The organism is Mangrovibrevibacter kandeliae, from assembly GCF_024519155.1.
GTDB classification, from domain to species: domain Bacteria; phylum Pseudomonadota; class Alphaproteobacteria; order Rhizobiales; family Rhizobiaceae; genus Mangrovibrevibacter; species Mangrovibrevibacter kandeliae.
In genome coordinates this window covers 197,478-221,414 of the sequence record NZ_JANIFJ010000003.1, presented here as the reverse complement: position 1 = coordinate 221,414, position 23,937 = coordinate 197,478, and the positions used below count along the sequence as shown (strand labels likewise).

The 23,937-nt window shown below is 68.9% G+C and carries 20 protein-coding genes and 2 tRNA genes; 15 read left to right on the top strand and 7 right to left on the bottom strand.

Going from position 1 to position 23,937, the window contains the following annotated elements; genetic code table 11:
• Positions 1-31 precede the first annotated feature (31 nt).
• On the bottom strand, positions 32-199 hold the full coding sequence (locus NPA30_RS10635; protein ID WP_256802646.1) for a hypothetical protein: 168 nt from the start codon (positions 197-199) through the stop codon (positions 32-34).
• A 497-nt stretch (positions 200-696) separates the two neighbouring features.
• Positions 697-772: transfer RNA gene (locus NPA30_RS10630), tRNA-Lys, on the bottom strand.
• A 202-nt stretch (positions 773-974) separates the two neighbouring features.
• On the opposite strand from NPA30_RS10630, the gene NPA30_RS10625 reads away from it, so the two are divergent.
• The 4 genes from NPA30_RS10625 (at position 975) to NPA30_RS10610 (ending at position 3,853) form a co-directional block, all read left to right on the top strand.
• Positions 975-1,715 carry a cytochrome c biogenesis CcdA family protein gene (locus NPA30_RS10625; protein ID WP_256802645.1) on the top strand — a complete coding sequence of 247 codons (741 nt, stop codon included), beginning with the start codon at positions 975-977 and terminating at the stop codon, positions 1,713-1,715.
• Positions 1,716-1,779: 64 nt separating this feature from the next.
• The gene (locus NPA30_RS10620) at positions 1,780-2,472 is read left to right on the top strand and encodes a lysozyme inhibitor LprI family protein (RefSeq protein WP_256802644.1); all 693 of its coding nucleotides are present in this window, start codon (positions 1,780-1,782) and stop codon (positions 2,470-2,472) included.
• Between the two features lie 158 nt (positions 2,473-2,630).
• Complete coding sequence (locus NPA30_RS10615) at positions 2,631-3,320, top strand: DUF502 domain-containing protein (RefSeq protein WP_256802643.1); 690 nt, start codon at positions 2,631-2,633, stop codon at positions 3,318-3,320.
• Positions 3,321-3,421: 101 nt separating this feature from the next.
• Positions 3,422-3,853, top strand: a complete 432-nt coding sequence (locus tag NPA30_RS10610; protein WP_256802642.1) for a hypothetical protein — start codon at positions 3,422-3,424, stop codon at positions 3,851-3,853.
• A gap of 61 nt (positions 3,854-3,914) precedes the next feature.
• Here NPA30_RS10610 and recG read toward each other — a convergent pair whose 3' ends face one another.
• Positions 3,915-6,026 (bottom strand): ATP-dependent DNA helicase RecG, encoded by a 2,112-nt coding sequence (recG, locus tag NPA30_RS10605; protein ID WP_256802641.1) that lies wholly within the window; start codon positions 6,024-6,026, stop codon positions 3,915-3,917.
• 94 nt (positions 6,027-6,120) lie between these two features.
• On the opposite strand from recG, the gene NPA30_RS10600 reads away from it, so the two are divergent.
• The 3 genes from NPA30_RS10600 (at position 6,121) to NPA30_RS10590 (ending at position 10,755) form a co-directional block, all read left to right on the top strand.
• Positions 6,121-6,417 carry an FAD assembly factor SdhE gene (locus NPA30_RS10600; RefSeq protein WP_256802885.1) on the top strand — a complete coding sequence of 99 codons (297 nt, stop codon included), beginning with the start codon at positions 6,121-6,123 and terminating at the stop codon, positions 6,415-6,417.
• Between the two features lie 131 nt (positions 6,418-6,548).
• Positions 6,549-9,914, top strand: a complete 3,366-nt coding sequence (gene mfd / locus NPA30_RS10595) for a transcription-repair coupling factor (RefSeq protein ID WP_256802884.1) — start codon at positions 6,549-6,551, stop codon at positions 9,912-9,914.
• A 211-nt stretch (positions 9,915-10,125) separates the two neighbouring features.
• Positions 10,126-10,755: a hypothetical protein gene (locus NPA30_RS10590; protein WP_256802640.1), complete on the top strand. Its 630-nt coding sequence runs from the start codon at positions 10,126-10,128 to the stop codon at positions 10,753-10,755.
• A gap of 181 nt (positions 10,756-10,936) precedes the next feature.
• On the opposite strand, the gene NPA30_RS10585 is transcribed toward NPA30_RS10590, so the two are convergent.
• Entirely contained in the window at positions 10,937-12,787 is a 1,851-nt protein-coding gene (locus NPA30_RS10585) for an extracellular solute-binding protein (RefSeq protein WP_256802639.1), read from the bottom strand.
• 185 nt (positions 12,788-12,972) lie between these two features.
• On the opposite strand from NPA30_RS10585, the gene NPA30_RS10580 reads away from it, so the two are divergent.
• Entirely contained in the window at positions 12,973-13,605 is a 633-nt protein-coding gene (locus NPA30_RS10580; protein ID WP_256802638.1) for an invasion associated locus B family protein, read from the top strand.
• A 111-nt stretch (positions 13,606-13,716) separates the two neighbouring features.
• Here the strand turns inward: NPA30_RS10580 and hspQ are convergent, their stop codons facing one another.
• A complete protein-coding gene (gene hspQ, locus NPA30_RS10575) occupies positions 13,717-14,040 on the bottom strand; it encodes a heat shock protein HspQ (protein WP_256802637.1) in 324 nt (107 codons plus the stop codon).
• Between the two features lie 86 nt (positions 14,041-14,126).
• A complete protein-coding gene (locus tag NPA30_RS10570) occupies positions 14,127-15,341 on the bottom strand; it encodes a UbiH/UbiF family hydroxylase (protein WP_256802636.1) in 1,215 nt (404 codons plus the stop codon).
• Positions 15,342-15,474: 133 nt separating this feature from the next.
• On the opposite strand from NPA30_RS10570, the gene pcsA reads away from it, so the two are divergent.
• The gene (gene pcsA, locus NPA30_RS10565; protein WP_256802635.1) at positions 15,475-16,182 is read left to right on the top strand and encodes a phosphatidylcholine synthase; all 708 of its coding nucleotides are present in this window, start codon (positions 15,475-15,477) and stop codon (positions 16,180-16,182) included.
• A 471-nt stretch (positions 16,183-16,653) separates the two neighbouring features.
• On the opposite strand, the gene NPA30_RS10560 is transcribed toward pcsA, so the two are convergent.
• Positions 16,654-16,743 (bottom strand) — tRNA-Ser (locus tag NPA30_RS10560).
• Between the two features lie 464 nt (positions 16,744-17,207).
• Here NPA30_RS10560 and NPA30_RS10555 point away from each other — a divergent pair.
• The 6 genes from NPA30_RS10555 to NPA30_RS10530 all read left to right on the top strand — a co-directional run bounded on the left by NPA30_RS10555 (position 17,208) and on the right by NPA30_RS10530 (position 23,909).
• The gene (locus NPA30_RS10555) at positions 17,208-18,371 is read left to right on the top strand and encodes a septal ring lytic transglycosylase RlpA family protein (protein WP_256802634.1); all 1,164 of its coding nucleotides are present in this window, start codon (positions 17,208-17,210) and stop codon (positions 18,369-18,371) included.
• 101 nt (positions 18,372-18,472) lie between these two features.
• Positions 18,473-19,675 carry a D-alanyl-D-alanine carboxypeptidase family protein gene (locus NPA30_RS10550; protein WP_256802633.1) on the top strand — a complete coding sequence of 401 codons (1,203 nt, stop codon included), beginning with the start codon at positions 18,473-18,475 and terminating at the stop codon, positions 19,673-19,675.
• A gap of 24 nt (positions 19,676-19,699) precedes the next feature.
• A complete protein-coding gene (gene tmk / locus NPA30_RS10545; protein WP_256802632.1) occupies positions 19,700-20,419 on the top strand; it encodes a dTMP kinase in 720 nt (239 codons plus the stop codon).
• On the top strand, positions 20,416-21,459 hold the full coding sequence (locus NPA30_RS10540) for a DNA polymerase III subunit delta' (protein ID WP_256802631.1): 1,044 nt from the start codon (positions 20,416-20,418) through the stop codon (positions 21,457-21,459). Before tmk ends, NPA30_RS10540 begins: the two co-directional genes overlap by 4 nt.
• A 102-nt stretch (positions 21,460-21,561) precedes the next feature.
• Complete coding sequence (gene metG, locus NPA30_RS10535) at positions 21,562-23,109, top strand: methionine--tRNA ligase (protein ID WP_256802630.1); 1,548 nt, start codon at positions 21,562-21,564, stop codon at positions 23,107-23,109.
• Positions 23,109-23,909 carry a TatD family hydrolase gene (locus tag NPA30_RS10530; protein ID WP_256802629.1) on the top strand — a complete coding sequence of 267 codons (801 nt, stop codon included), beginning with the start codon at positions 23,109-23,111 and terminating at the stop codon, positions 23,907-23,909. The genes metG and NPA30_RS10530 overlap by 1 nt, the downstream gene beginning before the upstream one ends.
• Positions 23,910-23,937: the final 28 nt, after the last annotated feature.

Here is a 23,937-nt window from a genome sequence, read left to right as displayed (position 1 = left end):
TTGGTAAATCCGGATGGCCCGGCCCGTCGGTTCAGGGGATATCCCGGGCCAGCACGAGCGGGTCGCAGGGCGGCAACAACCGGCTGGCCCGCGTCAGCCGATAATGATGCGGACCGTTGCCGTGCAGGTCGCGCGCGAGCGGCGTGCCTGCCAGGGCATAGGACACGAAGGCGCTGAGAAGGATGCGTCGGGAGGTCATGCGGCATCACGCTCGTTAAATCAGTGAGCTTGATATCCGGGAGGTGCTACCGAAGTGTTGGACAAGAAGGGCGCAATTGAATTGCCGCGCCGGCGGTGCGACGGGAGTGCTAGACGAGGGACCGGTCAGGTCGGCCGTGGCAGGGGTTTCGCGCCGCTCCTCTGACGGCGGGGGCGGCGCAGGACCGGGGCCGGCATCGCACCGGGCTGCGGCGCAGGCCTGCTGTGCGTCACGGCTCCGGGGCAGGAGCCTCGCCGCGAAGCAGCGCGCTCTTGCGGCCGAGGTCGTCGAGCGTGTTCGGGAGCACGCCGACGGCGCGGTTCATCCCGCCGCAGCCGGCGAGAGCAAGACAGAGAAGCAGAGCGGCACGTCGCATCCGCGGGCAATGCGGCGGGCAGGCCGCCGTTCCCGCGGCGGCCTTTTACCCGCCTCCGCTGACGAAGCCACGCAGGGGCACATGCGGTGGAAGGAAACGTCCGGAATATGGAGTTCGAGCATGGTGAGCGCGGTGGGACTCGAACCCACGACCACATGATTAAAAGTCACGTGCTCTACCAACTGAGCTACGCGCTCGCCATCGACGCGAACAGGGCCCGCGAGGTGCGGCGGACCATAAGAACGGGGCCCGGGCGGGTCAACGGCTAATCACGGAGGGCGCGGCGAAATGCTGATTTGCGTCACCGTGGACCCGGCGTCTAGAACGGCCCGCAGGTTGCCCCTCGGACTGTGCGCAGGCGGCCACCTGCGACAGGACGACAGCAGCGAAAGGCCCCGCGTGCACGCCGACATCACCCTGACGGCCGCCGTGCTCGCCGGCGCGCTCTCCTTCCTGTCGCCCTGCGTGCTGCCGCTGGTGCCGCCGTATCTGTGCTACATGGCCGGCGTGTCCTTCGAGGATCTGCGCAGCGGAACCAGACTGGCCCAGACCGCCTATTCGCGGCTGCTCCTCACCTCGCTCGCCTTCGTCGTCGGCTTCTCCACCGTCTTCGTCCTGCTCGGCGCCGGTGCGAGCACGATCGGCGCAATCCTGCGCAACAATCTCGACTGGCTCGGCATCCTCGCCGGCCTCGCGATCATCGTCATGGGGCTCAACTTCCTCGGCGTCTTCCGGCTTGCCTTCCTCTCCAAGGAGGCGCGGCTGCGCGCGCCCGACAAGCCCCGCAGCCTCGTCGGCGCCTATCTCATGGGCCTCGCCTTCGCCTTCGGCTGGACCCCCTGCATCGGCCCGGTGCTCGGCGCGATCCTCAGCGTCGCCGGCGCGCGCGACACGGTGGGCGAGGGCGCCTTCCTCCTCGCGCTGTACTCGGCGGGGCTCGGCGTCCCGTTCCTCCTTGCCGCCGCGTTCTCGGGCGCCTTCCTGCGCCTCCTCGCTCGCTTCCGCCGCCATTTCGGCGCCGTCGAGAAGGTGATGGGCGGGCTGCTGGTGGTCACCGGCGTGCTCTTCCTGACAGGCGGGATGCAGTCGCTGTCCTTCTGGCTGCTCGAGACGTTTCCGGCGCTGCAGACGATCGGCTGACCGCAAGGGCGCTATTCGCGTCGGTCCGCCAGACTATCCTGCACTGAACCATGGGGTGACCGGGATGCTGCGATTTCTGGCGTTGATGATGCTCGTCCTTCCTGCCGGTGCGGCGGGTGCCGCCAGCTTCGATTGCGCCCGAGCGTCGACCGCCGACGAGACCGCGATCTGCGCCGACCCGCTGCTCTCCGACCTCGATAGTCTCCTCGGCAGATCCTACGCCGAGGCGAAGATCGGCGGGTTCGACGACGTGCGCACGCTCGCGCGCGACTTCCTCGCCGACCGGACGGCCTGCAGGGGCCGACGCGCCTGCCTGATCTCGACCTATCTCGCCGTGCTTGACCAGTTGCATGATCGTGGTGCCAGCCAGCCGGTCCCGCGCCGGCTGACCGCCGATCTCATCGCGGCCGGCGCGGCGCCCGATACAGGTCAGCTGCCGCAGACCGTGGGCGCCTGCGTCTCGACCAGGGTCGATGCCGTGCACCCGCGGCTCGGCGACGGAGGGCCGATCCGCGACTCCGACTACGACTCCGGCACCGGGATCGAGTTCGGAAATGGCGGCTACCAGGTGTCCTACGACCGGGAGAAGGCCCTCATCACGTCGCGTCCAGGGGACCCCGTGACCATGTGCCTCGTCGCCATTCCGCATCGCTGCCCGCCCGGCGACGACCGCGGGCGCTTCTACACGGTGACGAACCAGCGCACGCATGCGACCTGGACGCTCGCCGACTCGCAGCATCTGTGCGGCGGCGCCTGAGGCGACGCGCTCTGGCCAAGGCTGCCGCGGTGCAATAGGTTTCCTCGTCAGAGGAGGATGCGCGAGGGACAACACTCGGCGGCTCGTCCTGCTCATGCGGAGCGATGCGTTCGGCCGTGCCGCAGGCCCCAACGAGTGACGCGGAGACGGCGGAGACGATGGGGCGGCTGCGCAACTACTTCCTGACCGGCTTCGTCATCTGTGCGCCGCTTGCGATCACGGCCTGGATCACCTGGTCCTTCATCCAGTGGGCGGACAGCTGGGTGAAGCCCTATCTGCCGACCCGCTACAGCCCCGAGCACTACCTCCCGTTCAGCGTTCCCGGCTTCGGGCTGCTCGTCGCGCTCGTTCTGATCACCTTGATCGGCTTCCTGACGGCCAATCTCATCGGCCGCACCGTGGTCGGCTGGGGGGAGGGCCTGCTCGGCCGCATGCCGCTGGTGCGCACGGTCTACACGGCGCTGAAGCAGATCTTCGAGACGGTGCTCGCCGACCGCTCCTCCTCCTTCAAGTCGGCCGGGCTGATGGAGTATCCGCGCAAGGGCGTCTGGTGCATCGTGCTGATCGCGACGACCGCCAAGGGCGAGGTGGCGGTCAAGCTGTCCGACCAGGGCGAGGAGATGCTGGCCGTCTTCCTGCCGCCGACGCCGAACCCGACCTCGGGCTTCCTGCTCTTCGTGCCGAGGGCCGAGGTGCGCATCCTCGACATGAGCATCGAGACCGCGCTGAAGCTCGTCGTCTCCTCCGGCCTCGTCACCGGCGAGGACAAGGACCGGCCGATGACACAGGCGGAAGCCTCCCGCATTGTCGCCGAACGTGTGCGGCGGCAGACCGAGGCGGCGGAGTAACCGAGCCGACCTCCGCCGTCGGCCGCGAGGATTGCCAACCGCTGCAGCCTGTGGCGCTATCATTGCGCAAGCCGCAGATCGCGGCTCGGGGAGGATTTCGAATGCACGCCACACACGGGATCGTGCTCGCGTCGATCGGCCTGCTGGCCGTTGCCGGCGCAGCGGACGCCAAGGACTACGAGGCGGCGAGCACCACCGCCGTGGGCATCACCGGCGACATGTCGCTGACCGACACGGCGATCACCTACGAGGACGGCACGCGGCTCGCCTTCGCCGACAAGACCAAGTCCAAGGTGGTCTACAACGGCGACAGCGTTGAGGCGACGATCTTCAAGCTGAAGACGCCGGCGAACCCGACCTTCAAGGGCAGCGGCAACGACCTGTGCGGGGAGAACGTCACCTATCTCGCGGTGATCCCGGACACCGGCCCCGGCGATCCCGGTGTCATCGTCGCGACCTTCACCGGCGAGCAGCCGCCGGAGAGCGTCGACGACGAGATGTGCTCCTCCTACTGGTACGTCGAGAAGAAGTAGCCGCGACCCTGCCTGGCGGCGAGACGACGGATCGCAAGCCGCAGGCGGACGGTCCGGGCGTTCATCCCGCTCTGAGCAGCCGCACCGCGTCGTCCTTGCCGAAGAGGTAGAGGAGAAGCCGCAGCGCCGCCCCGCGCTCGCTCTTCAGCTCCGGGTCGCGCGCGATGATCAGCCGCGCGTCGTCGCGGGCGATCTCCAGAAGGTCGCCGTGATGCTCGATGCGGGCGATGCGAAAGCCCGGCAGGCCGGACTGCTTGGTGCCGAGAAGGTCGCCTTCGCCGCGCAGCTTGAGGTCTTCCTCGGCGATGCGGAAGCCGTCCTCGGTGTCGCGCATCACCTCGAGCCGGGCCTTCGCCACCTCACCGAGCGGCGCACGGTAGAGGAGGACGCAGCTCGACGGCCTGTCGCCGCGCCCGACCCGGCCGCGCAGCTGGTGCAGCTGGGCGAGGCCGAAGCGCTCGGCATGCTCGATGACGATGATCGAGGCGTCCGGCACGTCGACGCCGACCTCGATGACGGTGGTGGCGACGATCAGCCGGGTGCGCCCGTCCTTGAAGGCCGCCATCGCCGCGTCCTTCTCCTCGCCCTTCATCTGGCCGTGCACCAGTCCAACGAGGTCGGCGCCGAGATGGGCGGCGAGCGTCTCGTAGCGCTCCTGCGCTGCCATCAGGTCGCTCTTCTCCGACTCCTCCACGAGCGGACAGACCCAGTAGAGCTTCTCGCCGGCCGCGATCGCCTGCCGCGCCCGTTCGACCACCGAGCCGATCCGCTCGACCGGCACCGCGACGGTCGCGATCGGCTTGCGCCCGGCCGGCTTGCCGGTGAGGCGCGAGACGTCCATGTCGCCAAAGGCGGCCAGCACAAGCGTGCGCGGGATCGGCGTTGCGGTCATCACGAGGAGGTCCGGCTGGCGACCCTTGCGTGTCAGGCTGAGCCGCTGGTGGACGCCGAAGCGATGCTGCTCGTCGACCACGACGAGTCCGAGGTCGCGATAATCGACGTCGTCCTGGAAGAGCGCATGGGTGCCGACGACGATGTCGGTTCGGCCGGAGGCGATGGCCTCGAGCTTCTCGGCCCGCGCCCGGCCCGAGTCGCGGCCGGTGAGGAGCGTCAGGCTCAACCCGGCGGCCTCGCAGAGCGGTCCGAGCCCGGCGGCATGCTGACGGGCGAGGATCTCGGTCGGGGCGAGCAGCGCCGACTGCGCGCCCGCCTCGGCCGCGGCGGCCATCGCCAGAAGCGCCACCACCGTCTTGCCCGAGCCGACATCGCCCTGCAGCAGGCGCAGCATGCGGTCGTCCTCCGCCATGTCGGCATGGATCTCTGCAAGCGCGCCGACCTGCGCCTCGGTCAGCCGGAACGGCAGGGCGGCGAGGATGCGCGCGCGAATCTGCCCGTCGCCGAGGAGTGCGCGGCCCTTCGCCTTCTTGATGCGCTGGCGCGACAGCGCGAGGGCGAGCTGCGCCGCGAGGAACTCGTCGTAGGCGAGCCGGCGCAGGGCGGCCGCGCTCGGGTCGAGATCGATCGGATCGGCCGGGTTGTGCAGGCGCTGCAGCGCGTCGGCGAACGTCGGGAAGGTCTGGCGGGCCGTCACCGACGGGTCCTGCCACTCCGGTAGGGCGGGCAGCCTCTCCAGCGCGCCGGTCACCGCCTTGCGCAGGACCTTCGCGGTCAGGCCGGCGGTCAGCGGATAGACCGGCTCGACCAACGGCAGGGACTCGGCCTCGGCGAGCGGCGCGACGAAGTCCGGGTGCACCATCGCCGGCCGGCCGTTGAACCACTCGACCTTGCCCGACACGAGCATGGTCTCGCCGACCGGCAGCAGCTTCTCCATCCACTGCGGCTGGGCCCGGAAGTAGGTGAGGGCGATCTCGCCCGTCTCGTCATGGGCGTAGACGCGGTAGGGCGCCGACTTCGCGGCCCGGCCGGGCGCCTGGTGCCGGTCGATGCGCACGGTTAGCGTGACGATGGTGCCGTCCGGCGCGGTGGCGATCTCGCCGCGTTTGCGCCGGTCTACGAGAGAGGACGGCAGATGGAAGACGAGGTCGCGTACCCGCGGGCCGACCGTCGAGCCGGGGTTGACGAGCAACGTCGCGAGCAGCGCCGCCACCTTTGCGCCGACGCCGGCAATGGAGGTGACGTCGGCGAAGAGCGGGTCGAGGAGGGCGGGACGCATGGCCGGCAGGTTTATCCTGCATCGCCGTGAAGACAAGGCTGACAGCCGACAGACGCCTCTCTATATCAGGCCGGAATTCATGAACGAGACGATGATGACCGGCACTCAGCGCTCCTCGAGCGACCTCGACGTCCGGCGCCGCAAGGCGCTGTTCCGCTCCTGGCACCGCGGCACCCGCGAGATGGACCTGGTGCTCGGACGTTTCGCCGACGCCGAAATCGGCGCACTCAGCGATGCCGACCTGACGATCTACGAGCAGCTGATGGAGGTGCCCGATCCGGACCTCCTGAAATGGGTGACGGGCGAGGCGGCGACACCGGCGAACTACGCGACGCCGGTCTTCGAGCGCATCCGCCGCTTCTATGGTGTCGAGGCGGGGCAGCCCACGTGATCGCGGCCAAGCTGAAGACAGCGCTGGAGGCCGGTGACGGCCTCTCGATCGGCAACGTCGTCGACGGCGCCGAGGCCTTCCTTGTCGCCGACATCGCGCGGGCGCGCGGCGATCGGCCGTTGCTCTACGTCATGCGCGAGGGTCATCAGATCAGCGCCATCGAGGATGCCCTGCGCTTCGCCGCGCCGGACATCCCGGTGCTGATGCTGCCGGCCTGGGACTGCCTGCCCTACGACCGCGTCGGCCCGTCCAGCGAGGCGGCTGCCCGGCGCCTCTCGGCCATGGCCGCACTGACGGGGCTGCGCAAGGACCCGCACCGGGCGATCGTGCTGACCACGGCGAACGCGCTCCTGCAGAAGATGCCGCCGATGACGGCGCTGGCGCAGGAGTCGGTGTCGGCGCGCGCGGGCAACCGGGTGGTGATGGACGAGATCGTCAAGGTCCTGCAGCGCGGCGGGTTCGAGCGCGTCTCGACGGTGCGCGAGCGCGGCGAGTTCGCCGTGCGTGGCGGCATCCTCGACCTCTTCGCGCCCGGTGCCGAGGAGCCGGTGCGGCTCGACTTCTTCGGCGACACCCTAGAGACGATCCGCGCCTTCGACCCGGCGACCCAGCGCACCACCGGCCAGCTGAAGAGCTTCGAGCTGACCCCGGTCTCGGAGGTGACGCTGACCGAGGAGACGATCAGCCGCTTCCGCTCGAACTACGTGAAGCGCTTCGGCGCGCCGAGCCGCGACGATGCGCTCTACACCGCGATCAGCGAAGGCCGGCGCTTCGCCGGGATGGAGCACTGGCTGCCGCTGTTCTACGACGGTCTCGAGACGCTGTTCGACTATTGCGCCGGCTTCACGCTGGTGCTCGACCACCTCACCGGGGAAGCGATCGGCGAGCGCCGCAAGCTGATCGCCGACCACTACGAGGCGCGGAGGCATCCAGCCGGCACCGCCGGCGGCGAGGCGATCCCCTACAATCCGGTGGAGCCCGACGCGCTCTATCTCTCCGACGACGAACTGTCGGGCGGACTCGCGGTCGCCGACCCGATCCGGCTCTCCTCCTATGCGCTGACCGACGCCGGGACGACGCGGACCTCCAATCTTGAGGTCGCGCGCGGTCGCAGCTTCGCCAGCGAGCGCTCGGCCGGCGACGTCAACGTCTTCCAGGTGGCGGTGTCGCACATCGCGACGCTGCGGCACGACAAGCGCGTGCTCCTGGCGGCCTGGTCGGAGGGGTCGCGCGAGCGCCTGTGCCAGGTGCTGGAAGAGCAGGGGCTGGGCGGGATGAAGACCGTCGAGAGCCTCGCCGAGATCGAAAAGCTCCCGAAGGGCACGGTGGCCACCGCCGTGTTCGGCATCGAGGCCGGCTTCGAGACCGAGAGCCTCGCGGTCATCGGCGAGCAGGACATCCTCGGCGACCGTCTGGTGCGGCGTGGCCGGCGCAAGAAGCGCGGCGCCGACTTCATCTCCGAGGTCACCGGTCTCGCCGAGGGCGACATCGTCGTCCATGTCGAGCACGGCATCGCGCGCTTCGTCGGCCTCAGGACGATCGAGGCGGCCGGTGCGCCACACGACTGCGTGGAGCTGCACTATGCCGGCGACGACCGGCTGTTCCTGCCGGTCGAGAACATCGAGCTCCTGTCGCGCTATGGCGGCGAGAATTCCGACGCGATTCTCGACAAGCTCGGCGGCGGCGCCTGGCAGGCGCGCAAGGCCAAGCTGAAGAAGCGGCTGCTCGACATGGCTGGCGGGCTGATCCGCATCGCCGCCGAGCGCTACACCCGCGGCGCGCCGAAGCTCGCCCCGCCGGAGGGCCTGTGGGGCGAGTTCGCGGCGCGCTTTCCCTATGACGAGACCGAGGACCAGCTGACCGCCATCGAATCGGTGGTCGACGACCTGTCGCTCGGCCGGCCGATGGACCGGCTGGTGTGCGGCGACGTCGGCTTCGGCAAGACCGAGGTGGCGCTGCGCGCCGCCTTTGTCGCGGCGATGAACGGGCTGCAGGTCGCAGTCGTCGTGCCGACGACGCTCTTGTCGCGCCAGCACTACAAGACCTTCGCCGCCCGCTTCCGCGACTTCCCGCTGAACGTCGCGCAGGCCTCGCGGCTCGTCGCGCCGAAGGAGCTCACCCAGGTGAAGAAGGGCCTGAAGGAGGGTCAGATCGACATCGTGGTCGGCACCCATGCGCTGCTCGGCAAGGGCGTCGAGTTCAAGAATCTGGGACTGCTGATCATCGACGAGGAGCAGCATTTCGGCGTCAAGCACAAGGAGCGGCTGAAGGAGCTGAAGTCGGACGTCCACGTGCTGACGCTGTCGGCGACGCCGATCCCGCGCACGCTGCAGCTCGCCCTGACGGGCGTGCGCGAACTGTCGCTGATCACCACCGCGCCCGTCGACCGCATGGCGGTGCGCACCTTCGTCGCGCCCTTCGATCCCCTCGTCGTGCGCGAGACTCTGCTGCGCGAGCGCTACCGCGGCGGCCAGAGCTTCTACGTCGTGCCGAGGGTCAGCGACCTCTCCGGCATCAAGGACTTCCTCGACCAGCAGGTGCCGGAGCTGAAGGTCGCCGTCGCGCACGGCCAGATGCCGCCGGGCGAACTCGACGACATCATGAACGCCTTCTACGAGGGCCGGTACGACGTTCTCCTCTCGACGACGATTGTCGAGTCCGGCCTCGACATCCCGTCCGCCAACACGATGATCGTCCACCGCGCCGACATGTTCGGCCTCGCCCAGCTCTACCAGCTGCGCGGGCGTGTCGGCCGTTCCAAGCAGAGGGCCTACGCGCTGCTGACCATCCCGGCGAACAAGACGCCGACGGCGGGTGCCGACCGGCGACTGAAGGTGCTGCAGTCGCTGGACACGCTCGGCGCCGGCTTCCAGCTCGCGAGCCACGACCTCGACCAGCGCGGCGCCGGCAATCTTCTCGGCGAGGAGCAGAGCGGCCACATCAAGGAGGTCGGCTTCGAGCTCTACCAGCAGATGCTGGAGGAGGCGGTCGCCGAGATGAAGGGCGAGGCGGCCGTCGGCGACGGCCAGTGGTCGCCGCAGATCACCCTCGGCACGGCCGTGATGATCCCGGAGAGCTACATCCCGGACCTGCAGCTGCGCATGAGCCTCTACCGGCGCCTTGCCGACCTCCAGGACGCGCGCGAGATCGACGGCTTCGGCGCCGAGCTGATCGACCGCTTCGGGCCGACGCCGCCCGAGGTCGAGCACCTGCTCAAGGTCGTCTACATCAAGACGCTGTGCCGCAAGGCGAACATCGACAAGCTCGATGCCGGGCCGAAGGGCCTCGTCATCCACTTCCGCGACAAGACCTTCGTCAATCCAGGCGCGCTGGTGCGCTACATCGGCGAGCAGGGCGTCTCGGCCAAGATCCGGCCGGACCAGTCGATCGTCCTCATCCGCGACTGGCCGACGCCGCAGAAGCGGCTGAACGGCGCGGCAGTGGTGGCAACGCAGCTCGCCAAGTTCGCCGACGCGGTGGAGAAGCAGGCGGCCTGAGGCGCAGCGCGGACGCGGGCGCCACCTTGGTCACGGCCCGTTGCATCCGCAGCGAGGCACGCACGACGCGCGGACCTGAAATCGGGTGGCCGCGAGCATGCGCGTCGGCCTAGAGGATGTCCGGTGAAGACCGGATCGCTCGTTCTGACCGGTCGCCCAAGCGACCGACGCAGGGCATCGCGGCGGCGCGCAATCGATGGGAGACTGCCGCATGCCCGCTCCAGGCTCGGTCGCGCGCCTCACCGAGCTCGGCCGCGTCCGCTTGTCCAAGAGCTTCTTCCTCCGCGACTTCCTCCATTCGGAGATCGCGCAGATGCACGGCCTCCTCAACGCACCCGACGATCCGAAGCTGGCGATCGCCGCAGGCACGCGGCTCTGCGAAGATCTGCTCGAACCGCTACAGGATCGCTTCGGCCGGATCGCGATCCGCTCCGGCTACCGCTCGCCGGTGGTGAACGCGCTCGGCTGCCGGCTGCAGCGCGAGGGCAGGGCGGGCTACAGCTGCTCGACCAACGCGAAGACCCATGCCGGCCACATCTGGGATAGGCGCGACGCCGAGGGCTGCATGGGCGCGATGGTCTGCGTGGTCGTGCCTGCAGTCTGGGACCGTTTTCAGCGCGAGGGCGACTGGCAGCGGCTCGCCTGGTGGATCCACGACCATCTGCCCTATTCGAGCCTGCAGGTCTTTCCGCGCTATTTCGCCTTCAACATCGGCTGGCACGAGCGCCCGGTGCGGCGCATCGACAGCTATGTCGCCCCGCGCGGCTGCCTGACCAGGCCCGGCATGGCCAACCACGAGGGCTCGCACGAGGACTGGTGGCGGGCGTTGCTGCAGGCCTGAGGCCGACCGGGAGGCGCGAATGCGTGACGCTCGGCTCCCTCGTCCTCCCGCCGGGGAAAAGGTGCCGCGCTGCGGCCGGACGAAGGGACCGGCGCACGCACCCCCCGCCTGCCGCGCGTCTCCTGGGGATAAGACCGCAGCGTCGATGACGGCGCCTCTCGTTGCCGATCGACGGCCGGACCTACTGTGCCTTCGGATCGCGCCAGAAGGCCGGGAGGTAGTAGCCGGTGATCGGGGTGACGTCCGGATGACGGATGAAGCTCCAGCGCGCCAGCCACTGCTCGCCGATGTTGAACAGCGGCACGACGTAATGGCCCGAGATCAGCAGCCGGTCATAGGCCCGCACGGTGTCGACGAACTCCTCGCGCGTCGTCGCCGTCACCATCTTCGCGATCAGCGCGTCGACGCCGGGATCGCCGACGCCCGCATAGTTGAACGACCCCGGCGCGTCCTTCGAGCTCGAGCCCCAGCGGCCGACCTGCTCGACGCCCGGCGACAGCGAGGCGTAGTAGGTGAAAAGCAGCATGTCATAGTCGAAATCCTGCTTGCGCTGCTGGTAGGTCGCGTCGTCCGGCTGGCGGATCGAGACGGCGACTCCGATGCGGGCGAGGGTGCGCTGGTAGGCGCTGGCGATCCGCTCCTCCTCGGCCGTCTGCACCATGATCTCGAAGCCGAGCGGCGCCCCGTCGGGACCCACCATCTGCCGACCCTTGAAGTCGTAGCCGGCGGCCTTCAGTTCGTTCACCGCCTCGCGCAGGAGCGTGCGGTCGCTGCCGGAGCCGTCGCTGATCGCGGGATGATAGGTGCCGGCCATCACGTCCGGCTCCAGCTCGTCGGCATAGGGCGCCAGAAGCTGCTTCTCTCGATCGCTCGCCGGCTTGCCGATGCTTGAGAGCTCCGAGCCCTCGAAGAAGCTCTCGGTGCGCTTGTAGGCGCCGTAGTAAAGGTTGGCGTTCGCCCATTCGAAGTCGAAGAGCAGCGACAGCGCCTTGCGCACCTGCACGTCGGAAAACACCTTGCGCCGGGTGTTGAAGACGAAGGCGCGCATGCCGACGGGCGTCTTGGTCTGGAAGCTCTCCTTGACCACCCGTCCGTCGCCGGCCGCCGGGAAGTCATAGGCCGTCTGCCAATGACGCGGATTGCCCTCGAGATAGACGTAGAAGAGGCCTTTCTTGAACGCCTCGAACTGGGCATTGGCATCGCGGAAATAGTCGATCGAGATCTCGTCGTAATTGTCGAGGCCCCGCTTGATCGGCAGGTCCTTGCCCCAGTAGTCCGGGTTCTTCTTGTAGGTGATGCGCTGGCCCGGCTGGACGTCGGCGATGACGTAGGGCCCCGAGCCGATCACCGGCTTCAGGGTCGTGTCGCCGAACTGCGCGCGGTCGAAGGCGTGCTCGGGCAATACGGGCAGGCCGGCGATCAGCAGCGGGGTCTCGCGGTCGGCCGTGTCGTCGAAGGTGAAGCGTACGCCGTGCTCGCCGACCTTCTCGATCTTCACCGCCGGGCGCAGCCAGTTGGCGTAGATCGGACGGCCATATTGCCGCAGCATGTCGACGGTGAAGAGGACGTCCTCCGGCCGCACCGGCTCGCCGTCCGAGAACTTTGCCTTCGGGTTCAGCTGGAACTCGACGTAGCTGCGGTCCGGATCGGTCTCTACCGTTTCGGCGAGGAGGCCGTACATCGTGAAGGGCTCGTCGACCGAGCGCTGCATCAAGGGCTCGAACACGAGATTGCCGAACTCACGGTCGAGCCAGAGGCCTCGCGCCGTCGTCAGCGCGCTCTTCACGATCACCGGGTTCAGATTGTCGAAGGTGCCGTACACCCCGTAGCGCATCACGCCGCCCTGCGGCGCGTCGGGATCGACATAGGGCAGATGGTCGAAACCGGCCGGCAGCGCCGGCTCGCCGAGGATCGCGATCGCGTGCGCCGGCGCGGCGCGAGCCGGACCGGCGGCGCCGCCGCCGAGGCAGAGCGCGATGACCCCCGCCGCGAGCGGCAGGCAGGCGGTGAACAGACGGGAGCGGAGGGGCATCGCGATCCTGTTTCGGGCTGACTCGAACGGCCGGGACGCTAGCCCGCCCGGCCCGAAATGACCACCACGGACGGCCCGGCAAGCCCGTCGGAGCCTTGCTTCGGCCGCATTTGCGAAAGACCAGCAAGGCCGCTATGGAAGCGCATTCAAGAGAACACCCCCATTCCCCGAAGGACCCAAGACCCGTGAAGCACCCTTCGATCCGTGTCAGCACCGCAGCGCTCGCCGCCGGGCTCCTCAGCCTGGCCTCGGCCGGCTTCGCCGTCACGTCCGCTTCGGCCCAGAGCGTCCCGACCGAGTGGTTCAAGGTCTGCTCGCCACAGGGCGAAAACGAGATCTGCAACACCCAGTACACGGTGATCGCCGACACCCGTCAGGTGGTGACTGCCATCAACCTCATCGAGGTGAAGGGCAAGGTCAACCAGAAGGTGCTGCAGGCCGTGGTGCCCACCGGCCGGGTGATCCCGGCGGGCGTGCAGATGCAGATCGACACCAACGCTCCGGCGACGCTGAACTACTCCGTCTGCTTCCCCGACCGCTGCATCGCCGAGGCGCCGCTCAGCGACGCGCTCGTTGCGTCGATGAAGAAGGGCAACGGGATGACGATCACCTCGCTGAACTTCCAGCGCCAGCCGAACCCGGTGAAGGTGACGCTGTCGGGCTTCACCGCCGCGTATGACGGCCCGCCGAAGACCCAGTCCGAGCTCGCCAAGCGCCAGCAGCAGCTGAAGGACGCGCTCGACAAGCAGGCCGAGGCCCGCAAGCAGGAGTTCGATCAGGCGCAGGACGCCGCGAAGTCGGCACCGCCGGCCCAGTGATCGCAGCCAGACCGGTCAGACGTGTTCTGCAAGGGCGGCGCTTCGGCGCCGCCTTTTCTTTTACTGCTGCGCTTTGGTGCCTGACCGGCTGAACGGACCTGCCGCCTGTGCTCAGTTCGCCAGCTGATGCTTGAGGCGGTAAGCGCCCTCGACCGGTCCGTCGAACAACTCGCTCACCTGCGGGTGCCGGATCGGCAGGTCGCTGTCGTCGATCTCGAGATTCTGCTCCGACACATAGGCCACGTACTCGCTGTCCGCGTTCTCGGCGAACAGATGGTAGAAGGGCTGATCCTTGCGCGGCCGGATGTCGAGGGGGATGGCCTCGTACCATTCCTCGGTGTTGTCGAAGACGGGATCGACGTCGAAGATCACGCCCCGGAACGGGTAGATCCGATGGCGGACGATCTGTCCGATGCTGAAACGGGCTATCTGCATGGTTGTCCGGGACGCTGTCGAGCGGAGATAGCCGGAGAGCCTCTGGCAAGGCAAGTGTCAGGCTCGGCGGGCCGCGCCGGCGAAGGTCAAGCCGCGCCCAGGCCGGCACGCAGCCGCCGTGGTACGCCGGTCATCCCCGCACCCGGCGACAGGCCCTCGCGCATGGCCAACCGGCGCAGAGGCGAGAAGGCCGCGAGCGCCGTCAGCCCCGCCGCCCGCAGCGCCTGCGCGGGGAGCATGTCGGCGAGGAGCGAGCGGTTGAGGAGGTCGACCCCGAGGGTCCGCGTCACCACATCGGCGGCGCGCGCCGCCTCGTATCGCGCAAGCGCGACGCGGCTGCCCGGATCGGCGCGCTCGGCCGCTGCGGCGCGCACGATCGCCTCTGCATCGCGCAGACCAAGATTGAGACCCTGTGCACCGATCGGCGGAAACACGTGGCCGGCTTCGCCGACGAGTGCGACGCGCGGTGCGGTGAGGCGCGTCGCTGTCGCACCGCGCAGCGGAAAGATCCGCGCCGGCGCCTCGACACTCACCGCGCCGAGCAGGGAGTGCAGCCGCCGCTCGACGATCTCCGACAGCCGCTCGGCCTTCAGGTCGACGAACAGCGCCGCGGCACCCGGCTCCTCGACCCAGACGAGCGAGGATCGCGCGCCGGGCAGGGGCACCTGCGTGAACGGGCCCGTGCGGGTGTGGAACTCGGTCGAGCCGTGCGCGTGCGGCACGGCGTGCCCGAAATTGAGGACGATCGCCGACTGCGGGTAAGCCCATTCGCGAAGGCCGACGCCCGCGGCGTCGCGCAGCAGCGAGCGGCGCCCGTCCGCGGCGGCGACCAGCGACACGCGCAGCCTGTCGCCGCTGCGCAAGAGGACGGTCGCGCCATCCTCGTCGACCTCGAGCCCGCTGGCGGTGGTGTCGAGCACGGTCAGACGCTCCGCGTGCGCTTCGGCGACCGCCGCGAGCGCGCGCGCGAGCGCGGCATTCTCGATGTTGTAGCCGAAGGCGTCGAGATCGATGTCGGAGGCGCGGAATTCGACGGTCGGCGCGCGCAGGAGCCGGCCGGTGTCGTCGACGAGCCGCATCACCTTCATCGGCTCCAGATCGACGAGGGCCTGCTCGATCACCCCCAGGCGATCGAGGAACGTCACCGAGCCGCCGATCAGCGCGGTCGTCCGGCCGTCGGCGGCACCGGCCTTCGGCGCGACGAGCACGGTGTCGAATCCGGCGTCGGCCATGGCGATGGCCGCGGCATAGCCGGCCAGCCCGCCGCCCACCACGGCGACCTCGCGTCTGATGACTTGCATGCGAACCCACCCTTGGACCGGACCACGGCTCGACGATCCGGCACTTTTGCCATTGGAATGCTGACATACCCTCGCTAGACCGGATGGCAATGGCCGAAGACGGGGCCGCGCAGGACGGGATGACGCAACCGGAATGGATTCGCAGGTGACACGACTGGAGCAGGTGCGGGCCTTCACCGTGCATCTACTGACGGCGAGCGGCGCGCTGTGGGCGTTCCTGTCGATCATCGCCGTGGCGGAGCGGCGCTGGGTCGCGGCCTTTGCCTGGCTGGGCATCGCGCTCTTCGTGGATGGAATCGACGGGCCGATCGCCCGCCGCATCGACATCAAGCGCAAGCTGCCGGACTGGTCCGGCGACCTCCTCGACTCGATCATCGACTACGTCACCTATGTGATCATCCCCGCCTTCGCACTCTACCAGTCGGGGCTGATCGGCCCGACGCTGTCGTTCCTGTCGGCCGCGCTCATCGTCCTCACCAGCGCCATCTACTACGCCGACACGCGGATGAAGACGAAGGGCAACTTCTTCCGCGGCTTCCCGGTCGCCTGGAACATGCTGGTCTTCACCGTCTTCGCGGTGAAGCCAAACGAGTGGATCTCCTTTGGCGCAATTCTCCTTTCGGCCATCCTGACCTTCATGCCGGTGTGGTTCCTCCACCCGGTGCGGGTGGTGCGCCTGCGTGCGGTGAACCTGTCGATCTTCGCGATCTGGTCGCTGCTCGCGGTCGTGGCCCTCATGGCGGGGATGGCGCCTCCCGCCTGGGCGAAGTGGGGTCTCGTCGCTTCCAGCCTCTACCTCTATGCCGTCGGCGGCTTCTTGCAGACCTTCGCCAGGCGCTGACGGTCCTGGTCTAGACCGCACCGGCCGGCAGAGGCACGGATCGCAGCCTGCGTCGGTGTCCAAAAAGGACCAAGGCGTGCTCGCTGCAGGCCCGGCGAGCCCGACGACCGGGCTCCAGACCTGCGCGTCCCGATCCCGGACGCGTCCGTGCGGGACGAGACTGCTTCCATGTACGAGAGGCGGCGGATGCCACACACTCGTGGGATCTGCGATCGGAGATCCTGTCACGGGCGTGTCCCGACGTTGTGCCGCGATGGCCTGCCCGGGGTCGGGGGCGTGCGGATCATGAGGATTCAGCCGTGCCCGTCGTACCCTGCGGATCGGGGGGCAATCGCGCCGGGTGCGACGTCACCGTCGCCACCGCCGCGCCGCTGCGCGAGGCAGCGTTAGCATCCCGTCGACGCGCAGGATGCCGAGGCACGAAAGGCCCCGCGAAGACAGCGGCACAGCCTTTGCCTGAGCCTGATGCGGTGGCGGATGGGGTGGGATTCGAACCCACGGAAGGCTTTCACCTTCGCCGGTTTTCAAGACCGGTGCCTTCAACCACTCGGCCACCCATCCCGCTCCGTCTCCTTACTGGCGCTGACACCGCGAAGGCAAGGTGAGAGACCGGAATCTGCGCCTGTAACAATATGTGATCTCAAGACGCCGGGCGAAGGGAAAATGGCATTCCCGCGGCGGAAATGCGGCGCTTGTTCAGCGGCTGCCGTGAGACGCCACGCTGAAACTCGTGGCGGCTTGCACCGGTGCCAAGATCTTGGCGTCTCACACAATGCGGTGCATCGGGCGATCCCTAGCCGCACGGTGAAGTCCCCGCACATCGCCGGCATGTTCGTGCTGCCGTTGCCGCGATCGCTGTCGCTGGCCGGCAACAGTCAAGGTTTCGCCACAAGCCCTAACATCGGGCGATCACGCGCCGGGACGGTTGCCCCGGCTGTTAATCCCCGCTTAAGGTCCGGCGGCGAGGAGAGGGGCAAGGGGACCACGCGTCTCTCCAAGACGACATGCCGAGGGGAACAATCCGCATGCCCGAATTCGCGGTTGCAACGCGACGCGTCCTGTTCGTGTCCGCAGCCTTTGCCTGCCTCGCGTCGGCTGGCTGCCAGTCGGCGTCGTCGACGCACGACGAGGCGGCGCCGCTCGACAAGTCGAAGCCGTTTCTCGAGAGGGACATGGGCGTGAAGGCCAGCCCCCGCGTCACCGCCACCAAGCGGGTGCGCAAGGGCGGCGGTCGCGAGCAGGTCGGCAAGCCCTACAAGGTTCGCGGCAAGTGGTACTACCCGAAGGAGCAGCCGGGCTACTCGAAGGCAGGAGACGCATCCTGGTACGGCTCCAACTTCCACGGGCGCCTGACCGCCAACGGCGAGGTCTACGACATGTACGGCCTCTCGGCCGCGCATCCGACCTTCCCGCTCCCGTCCTACGCCCGCGTCACCAACAAATCGACGGGCGAGTCGATCATGGTACGGGTCAACGATCGCGGCCCCTACGCCCATGGCCGGGTCATCGACGTGTCCGAACGGGCAGCCGAGATGCTGCACTTCAAGCATCACGGCGTCGCGGAGGTGCAGGTCGACTATGTCGGGCGCGCGCCGCTCGAAGGTGACGACACGCCGATGCTGATGGCCTCCTACCGGCCGGGCGATGCCAGCCCGATCAATGACGGCCTGCCGACCGGCGTGATGATCGCGCAGAACGATGCGCCCGCCGCGCCGGCCGCCACCGCCTACGCCACGCCGGCGCAGGCAAGCCGCCTGCCGGGCGTGCGCCCGCTGGAGGCGCTCGGCAACGGCGGCGTCGACATCGCCAGCCTGATCCAGCAGGACCTTGCCGCCGACAAGCAGGCGGCGGCGCGGACGGCCTATTCGGCCTCCTTCGCCCCGGATGCGCCTCGCGGCGGAGCGGCGAGGGCGCTCCTGTCCCTCGGTGCCGCGCCGGTCGCTGCCGCCCGTTCGCAGTCCACCGATGCCGGCACCGTCCACATCACCCTCGGCACCATTTCGAACCCCGGCGTGCTCGCCCAGGTGCGTCGCGCATCGAGGGGTCACGGGCTTCTCACCGAGGACATGCTCGGCGACGGGACGCGGTCGCTCGATCTCGCTCTGTCGTCGACCGACGACGCCAATTCGGTGCTGCAGGCGCTGTGGGCGGCGGGCGCGAGCGACGCCTTCATCCTGCGCGACGACTGAAAAAGCCGCGGATTGCTCAATGGATCGATCTGTCACTGAGGGGCGGCGATCTGCTATGATGGCCTGACAGGTCGGATACAGCGCGATCGAGCCGGGTTTGCATGCCGCAGAGACAGTTCATCCGATCGCTGATCGCCGCGACTATCCTCTGCCTCGACGTTGCGATTCCCGCCAGAGCCGGAGCGGCCGAGCCGGCCGCGGCGGCGGCGGCGGCGATGCTCGCAACGACCGCCGAGGAAGCGCTGATCGTCGACGGCGAGACGGGCGCGATCCTCTACGAGAAGAACGCCAGAAAGCCGTTTCCGCCGGCCTCGCTCGCCAAGCTCATGACGATGGAGGTGGTGTTCGAGGCGATCCGCTCGGGCAAGCTGACCCTCGACCAGGAGTTCAAGGTCACCGAGCACGCCTGGCGTACCGGCGGCGCGCCCTCGGGCACCTCGACGATGTTCGCCAAGGTCAACTCGATGGTGCCGCTCGGCGCGCTGATCCGTGGCGCGATCGTACAGGCGGCCAACGACGCCTGCATCGCCATTGCCGAGGGCATGGCGGGCTCGGAGGCGGCCTTCGCAAAGCTGATGAACCAGCGCGCGGTGGAGATCGGCCTGACGGATTCGGTGTTCGTCAATCCGACTGGCCTGCCGGCCGAAGGTCAGCAGGTCACGGTCCGCGACCTCGTCCTCCTCGCCCGGCACATCCGCACCACCTACCCGGAGCTCTACAAGATCTACTCGGAGCCGAGCTTCGAGTGGAACAACATCTTCCAGCGCAACCGGAATCCGCTCCTGTCGCTGGATCAGGGCGCGACCGGCATGGGCACCGGCTACACGGAGGCTTCTGGCTATGCGCTCCTCGGCGTCACCGAAGCCGGTCCGCGCCTCACCTACCTGGCAATGAGCGGCCTGCCGAGCCTGAAGGACCGCACCGACGAGTCCCGCCGCATGATGGCCTGGGCGGCGACGAGCTTTCGCCGCGCCCAGCTCTTCAGGCCGGGCGATCGCGTGGGCAGCGCCGAGATCTTCGGCGGCGCAGCGAACGGCGTCGGTCTTGTCGTGCAGGACCCGATCGTCGCCTACATTCCGACGGACGCGCCGCAGAGCGTGAGCGCACACATCCAATATGACGAGCCGCTGCAGGCGCCGGTGGCCGCCGGCGAGCAGGTCGGCACCCTGGTGCTGCGCATCGGCGGCCTGGCGAGCGTCAGCCGCCCGCTTTATGCTGCCGAAGCCGTGCCCCAGGGCAGTTTCTCCGAACGTGCGCTTGACGCGGTCGGCGAACTCGCCTTCGGCTGGCTGAAGACGCTGTAACGAGTATCAAGGTCGACATCGGCGATGGACGCCTCCCTGTCATCCCAGTCCGTGCCGGGCTTCTTCATCACCTTCGAAGGTGGCGAAGGCAGCGGCAAGACTACGCAGATCGAGCGGCTGGCCGGCTGGCTGCGGGAGGAGGGCAGGGACGTCGTGACGACCCGCGAACCGGGCGGATCGCCCGGCGCGGACGCGCTGCGCTACGTCATCCTGTCGGGCGCGGCGGAGGCCTTTGGCGAAGAGGTCGAAGCGATCCTCTTCGCTGCGGCGCGCGCCGACCACGTGGCGCAGCTGATTCGGCCGGCGCTGGAGGCCGGGCGCATCGTCATCAGCGACCGGTTCCACGATTCCACCCGCGTCTATCAGGGCCTCGGTTCGGACATGGACACCGAACTCCTCGACTGTCTCGAGCGCGCCGCGCTGTCCGGCGTCTATCCGGACCTCACGATCGTGCTCGACCTGCCGGCTGCGGATGGGCTACGCCGCGCCGCCGCGCGCCGCGGCAAGGCTCTGCCGGACCGCTTCGAGAAGGAGGACGTCGCCGTCCACGAAAGCCGGCGCCGCGGTTTCCTCGGCATCGCGGAGATGGAGAGCGACCGCTGCGTGGTGGTCGACGCCCGCCAGCCGGTGAACGCCGTGGCTGACGAGATCGCCCGCATCGTCGAAGATCGTCTCTCGGCCCACCGCCTCGAGCGTGTGGGCCATTCGCTCGGCGCGGCCGTACAGGGCGCCGGCGGCGCGTGAGTTCCAGCGAGGCTCTGGCGCCGGAGCAGCACGACACGCTCGACGGCATTCCCGGCCCCGCCGAAACCTGCAGGGTGCGCGGCCATGCCGAGCCACGGCAGGCGCTGGCTGCCGCACGCGCCGCGGGCCGGCTGCACCACGCCTGGCTCTTCCAGGGCCCTCGGGGGATCGGCAAGGCGACGAGCGCCTTCGAGTTCGCCCGCGCACTGCTGACACCGCCGGACGCCGATCCACCGACGGCCGCCGCCGTGCGGCGGCAGATCGCCCAGGGCAGCCATCCGAATCTCCTGCACATCGCCCGGCCACCGGTCGACCGCGGCAGCGGCTTTCGCACCCAGATCACGGTCGACGAGGTGCGCCGGCTGAACCGCTTCTTCCACGCGACGACAGGGCGCGACGCCTGGCGGGTCGCAATCGTCGATCCGGCGGACGATATGAACCGCAGCGCCGCCAACGCGCTTCTGAAGATCCTGGAGGAGCCACCGGCGCGATCGGTGTTCCTGATCGTCAACCACGCACCGGGCCGCATCCTGCCCACCATCCGCTCCCGCTGCCGGGTGCTGCGCTTCGAGCCGCTCGACGAGGCGACGCTGGCGACGGTGTTGGCGGATCTGCCGGTGGCGATCGATCCCGGCGAGGCCCAGCGCGCGGCCGCGCTTGCCGAGGGCAGCGTGCGCACGGCCATCGCCATGGCGCTCAGCGGCGGACTGGAGGTCGAGGAGCGGCTGCGCCGGCTCTACGCCGCGCCGCAGCCGGAATGGAGCGAGATCCATGCCGTGGCCGACGCGCTCGTCTTGAAGGGCCGCGAAAGCGCCCATGACCTCCTCGTCGAAGGCCTGTTCCGGGCGCTGGCCGAGGAGGCGGAGGCGCGGCTCGTCGAGGACGCCGCGGGGGCTGCAAGGCTCGCCGAGTTCTGGCGCGCCGAGCGCAACCGCTTCGCCGAGGCCGCCGCCTACAATCTCGATCGCAAGCAGACGCTCCTCAGCTTCTTTGCCGGTCTGGCCGAATTGCGGTCGGCCGCCGCGCCGTCGGACAGCTGAGGGCGCACGGCGGACGCGTTGCAGCGGCGGCTTTCGCATTGAGGCGCGGGGAGGGATGGCCTATGTGGCAGGGGCGAGCACCTTTGACGAACCTGCCGGACGATGGCCGAACCTTTTTACATCACCACCGCGATCTCCTATCCGAACGGCAAGCCGCACATCGGCCACGCCTATGAGCTGATTGCGACCGATGCGATCGCCCGGTTCAAGCGGCTGGACGGCTACGACGTCTTCTTCCTGACCGGCACCGACGAGCACGGCATCAAGATGCTGCAGACGGCGCGCGACCAGGGCCTTCCCGTGCAGGATCTCGCCGAGCGCAATGCCGGCGAGTTCAAGCGCATGGCCGCCGCGCTCGGCGGCACCAACGACGACTTCATCCGCACCACCGAGCCGCGCCATTACGCCGCAAGCCAGGACATCTGGCGCCGCATGGAGGCGGCCGGCGACATCTACCGCGACAGCTATTCGGGCTGGTACTCGGTTCGCGACGAGGCCTACTACGCCGAAGACGAGACCAGCCTGCGCGAGGACGGCAAGCGCTACGGGCCACAGGGCACGCCGGTCGAATGGGTGGAGGAGGACAGCTATTTCTTCCGTCTCTCCGCCTTCCAGGAGCGGCTGCTCGCCCATTACGAGTCGCACCCGGACTTCGTCGGTCCGACCGAGCGGCGCAACGAGGTCGTGTCCTTCGTCAGGTCCGGGCTGCGCGACCTGTCGATTTCCCGCACCACCTTCGACTGGGGCATTCCCGTTCCGGACGCCGACGACCATGTGATGTACGTCTGGGTCGACGCGCTGACCAACTACCTGACCGCGACCGGTTACCCGGACGAGGGGCCGCGCAGCCACTTCTGGCCCGCCGACCTCCACGTCATCGGCAAGGACATCGTCCGCTTCCACGCAGTCTACTGGCCGGCCTTCCTTCTGTCCGCGGGGCTGGAGCTGCCCAAGCGCGTCTTCGCACACGGCTTCCTGTTCAACCGCGGGGAGAAGATGTCGAAGTCGGTCGGCAACGTCATCGATCCCTTCGCGCTGATCGAGACCTACGGGCTCGACCAGCTGCGCTACTTCCTGCTGCGCGAGGTGCCGTTCGGCCAGGACGGCAGTTACTCACACGAGGCGATCGTCAACCGCACCAACTCGGACCTCGCCAACGATCTCGGCAATCTCGCGCAGCGCTCGCTGTCGATGATCGCCAAGCACTGCGAGGGCAGGGTGCCGCAACCCGGCGCCTTCTCCGAAGCCGACGAGACTATGCTGGCGGCGAGCGGCGCCTTGCTGACGCGCGCGCGCCTCGCCGTCGAGACGCAGGAGCTGCACGCCATCCTCGCCGCCGCCTTCCAGGTGGTGGCCGACGCCAACCGCTATTTTGCGGCGCAGGAGCCCTGGGCGCTGCGCAAGAGCGACCCGGCGCGCATGGCGACGGTGCTCTACGTCACCGCGGAGATCATGCGGCGCGTCGGCATCCTTCTGCAGCCGTTCGTGCCCGATGGCGCGGGGCGGCTGCTTGCCGCGCTCGGCGTGCCGGAGGACGAGCGCTCGTTTAGCGAGCTGACCCCGGATCGCGGCCTGCCGCCCGGTCGGGCGCTGCCGGCACCGCAGCCGGTGTTTCCGCGCTATGTCGAGCCGGAGGCCGAGGCGGGCTGATGGACGACGTGTTCCTGGTCGACAGCCACTGCCATCTCGACTTCCCGGATTTCGAGGCGGATCGCGACGCGCTGATTGCACGTGCCGATGCGAACGGCGTGAAGCTGATGGTGACGATCTCGACGCGCGTGCGGCGCCTCGCCGACCTCGTCGCGCTCACCGAGCGCTACCCGAACGTCTATGCCTCGGTCGGCACGCATCCGCATCAGGCCGCGGAAGAGCCCGACGTGACGACCGACGAGCTCGTCCGGCTGGCGGCGGCGCCGAAGATCGTCGCCATCGGAGAGGCCGGGCTCGACTATTTCTACGATAAGGCGCCGCGCGACGTGCAGGCGCGCGTGTTCCGCACCCATATCCGCGCCGCGCGCCAGACCGGGCTGCCGCTGGTGATCCACGCGCGCGATGCCGACGAGGACATGGCGCAGATCCTGCGCGAGGAGACGGGCGAGGGTGCCTTCCCCTTCGTGCTCCACTGCTTCTCCTCCGGCCGGGCGCTTGCCGAGACCGGGCTATCGCTCGGCGGCTACGTCTCGTTCTCGGGCATCGCCGCCTTCAAGAAGTCCGAGGAACTGCGGGCCATCGCCGCGGACGTTCCGATGGAGCGGATGCTGGTCGAGACCGACGCACCCTATCTCGCGCCGCCTCCGTATAGGGGCAAGCGCAACGAGCCCGGCTACACGCGCCACACGGCGGAGGTTCTGGCCGAGGTGAAGGGCCTGGAGATCGCCGACTTCGCCCGGCAGACGAGCGACAGCTTCTTCCGGCTGTTTTCGAAGGTGCCGGATCCGAGGTCGGCATGATCGCTCGAGCGGCATCGTGAGCCCGCCG

Excerpts from the sequence above, each read along its gene's own strand:
- NPA30_RS10550 (WP_256802633.1), top strand. The coding sequence starts at position 18,473 with ATGCCGCAGAGACAGTTCATCCGATCGCTGATCGCCGCGACTATCCTC.
- pcsA (WP_256802635.1), top strand. The coding sequence starts at position 15,475 with ATGGATTCGCAGGTGACACGACTGGAGCAGGTGCGGGCCTTCACCGTG.
- NPA30_RS10620 (WP_256802644.1), top strand. The coding sequence starts at position 1,780 with ATGCTGCGATTTCTGGCGTTGATGATGCTCGTCCTTCCTGCCGGTGCG.
- mfd (WP_256802884.1), top strand. The coding sequence starts at position 6,549 with ATGCGCGAGGGTCATCAGATCAGCGCCATCGAGGATGCCCTGCGCTTC.
- NPA30_RS10570 (WP_256802636.1), bottom strand. The coding sequence starts at position 15,341 with ATGCAAGTCATCAGACGCGAGGTCGCCGTGGTGGGCGGCGGGCTGGCC.
- hspQ (WP_256802637.1), bottom strand. The coding sequence starts at position 14,040 with ATGCAGATAGCCCGTTTCAGCATCGGACAGATCGTCCGCCATCGGATC.
- NPA30_RS10530 (WP_256802629.1), top strand. The coding sequence starts at position 23,109 with ATGGACGACGTGTTCCTGGTCGACAGCCACTGCCATCTCGACTTCCCG.
- recG (WP_256802641.1), bottom strand. The coding sequence starts at position 6,026 with ATGCGTCCCGCCCTCCTCGACCCGCTCTTCGCCGACGTCACCTCCATT.
- NPA30_RS10555 (WP_256802634.1), top strand. The coding sequence starts at position 17,208 with ATGCCCGAATTCGCGGTTGCAACGCGACGCGTCCTGTTCGTGTCCGCA.
- NPA30_RS10590 (WP_256802640.1), top strand. The coding sequence starts at position 10,126 with ATGCCCGCTCCAGGCTCGGTCGCGCGCCTCACCGAGCTCGGCCGCGTC.
- NPA30_RS10615 (WP_256802643.1), top strand. The coding sequence starts at position 2,631 with ATGGGGCGGCTGCGCAACTACTTCCTGACCGGCTTCGTCATCTGTGCG.
- metG (WP_256802630.1), top strand. The coding sequence starts at position 21,562 with ATGGCCGAACCTTTTTACATCACCACCGCGATCTCCTATCCGAACGGC.
- NPA30_RS10635 (WP_256802646.1), bottom strand. The coding sequence starts at position 199 with ATGACCTCCCGACGCATCCTTCTCAGCGCCTTCGTGTCCTATGCCCTG.
- NPA30_RS10585 (WP_256802639.1), bottom strand. The coding sequence starts at position 12,787 with ATGCCCCTCCGCTCCCGTCTGTTCACCGCCTGCCTGCCGCTCGCGGCG.
- NPA30_RS10610 (WP_256802642.1), top strand. The coding sequence starts at position 3,422 with ATGCACGCCACACACGGGATCGTGCTCGCGTCGATCGGCCTGCTGGCC.
- tmk (WP_256802632.1), top strand. The coding sequence starts at position 19,700 with ATGGACGCCTCCCTGTCATCCCAGTCCGTGCCGGGCTTCTTCATCACC.
- NPA30_RS10600 (WP_256802885.1), top strand. The coding sequence starts at position 6,121 with ATGACCGGCACTCAGCGCTCCTCGAGCGACCTCGACGTCCGGCGCCGC.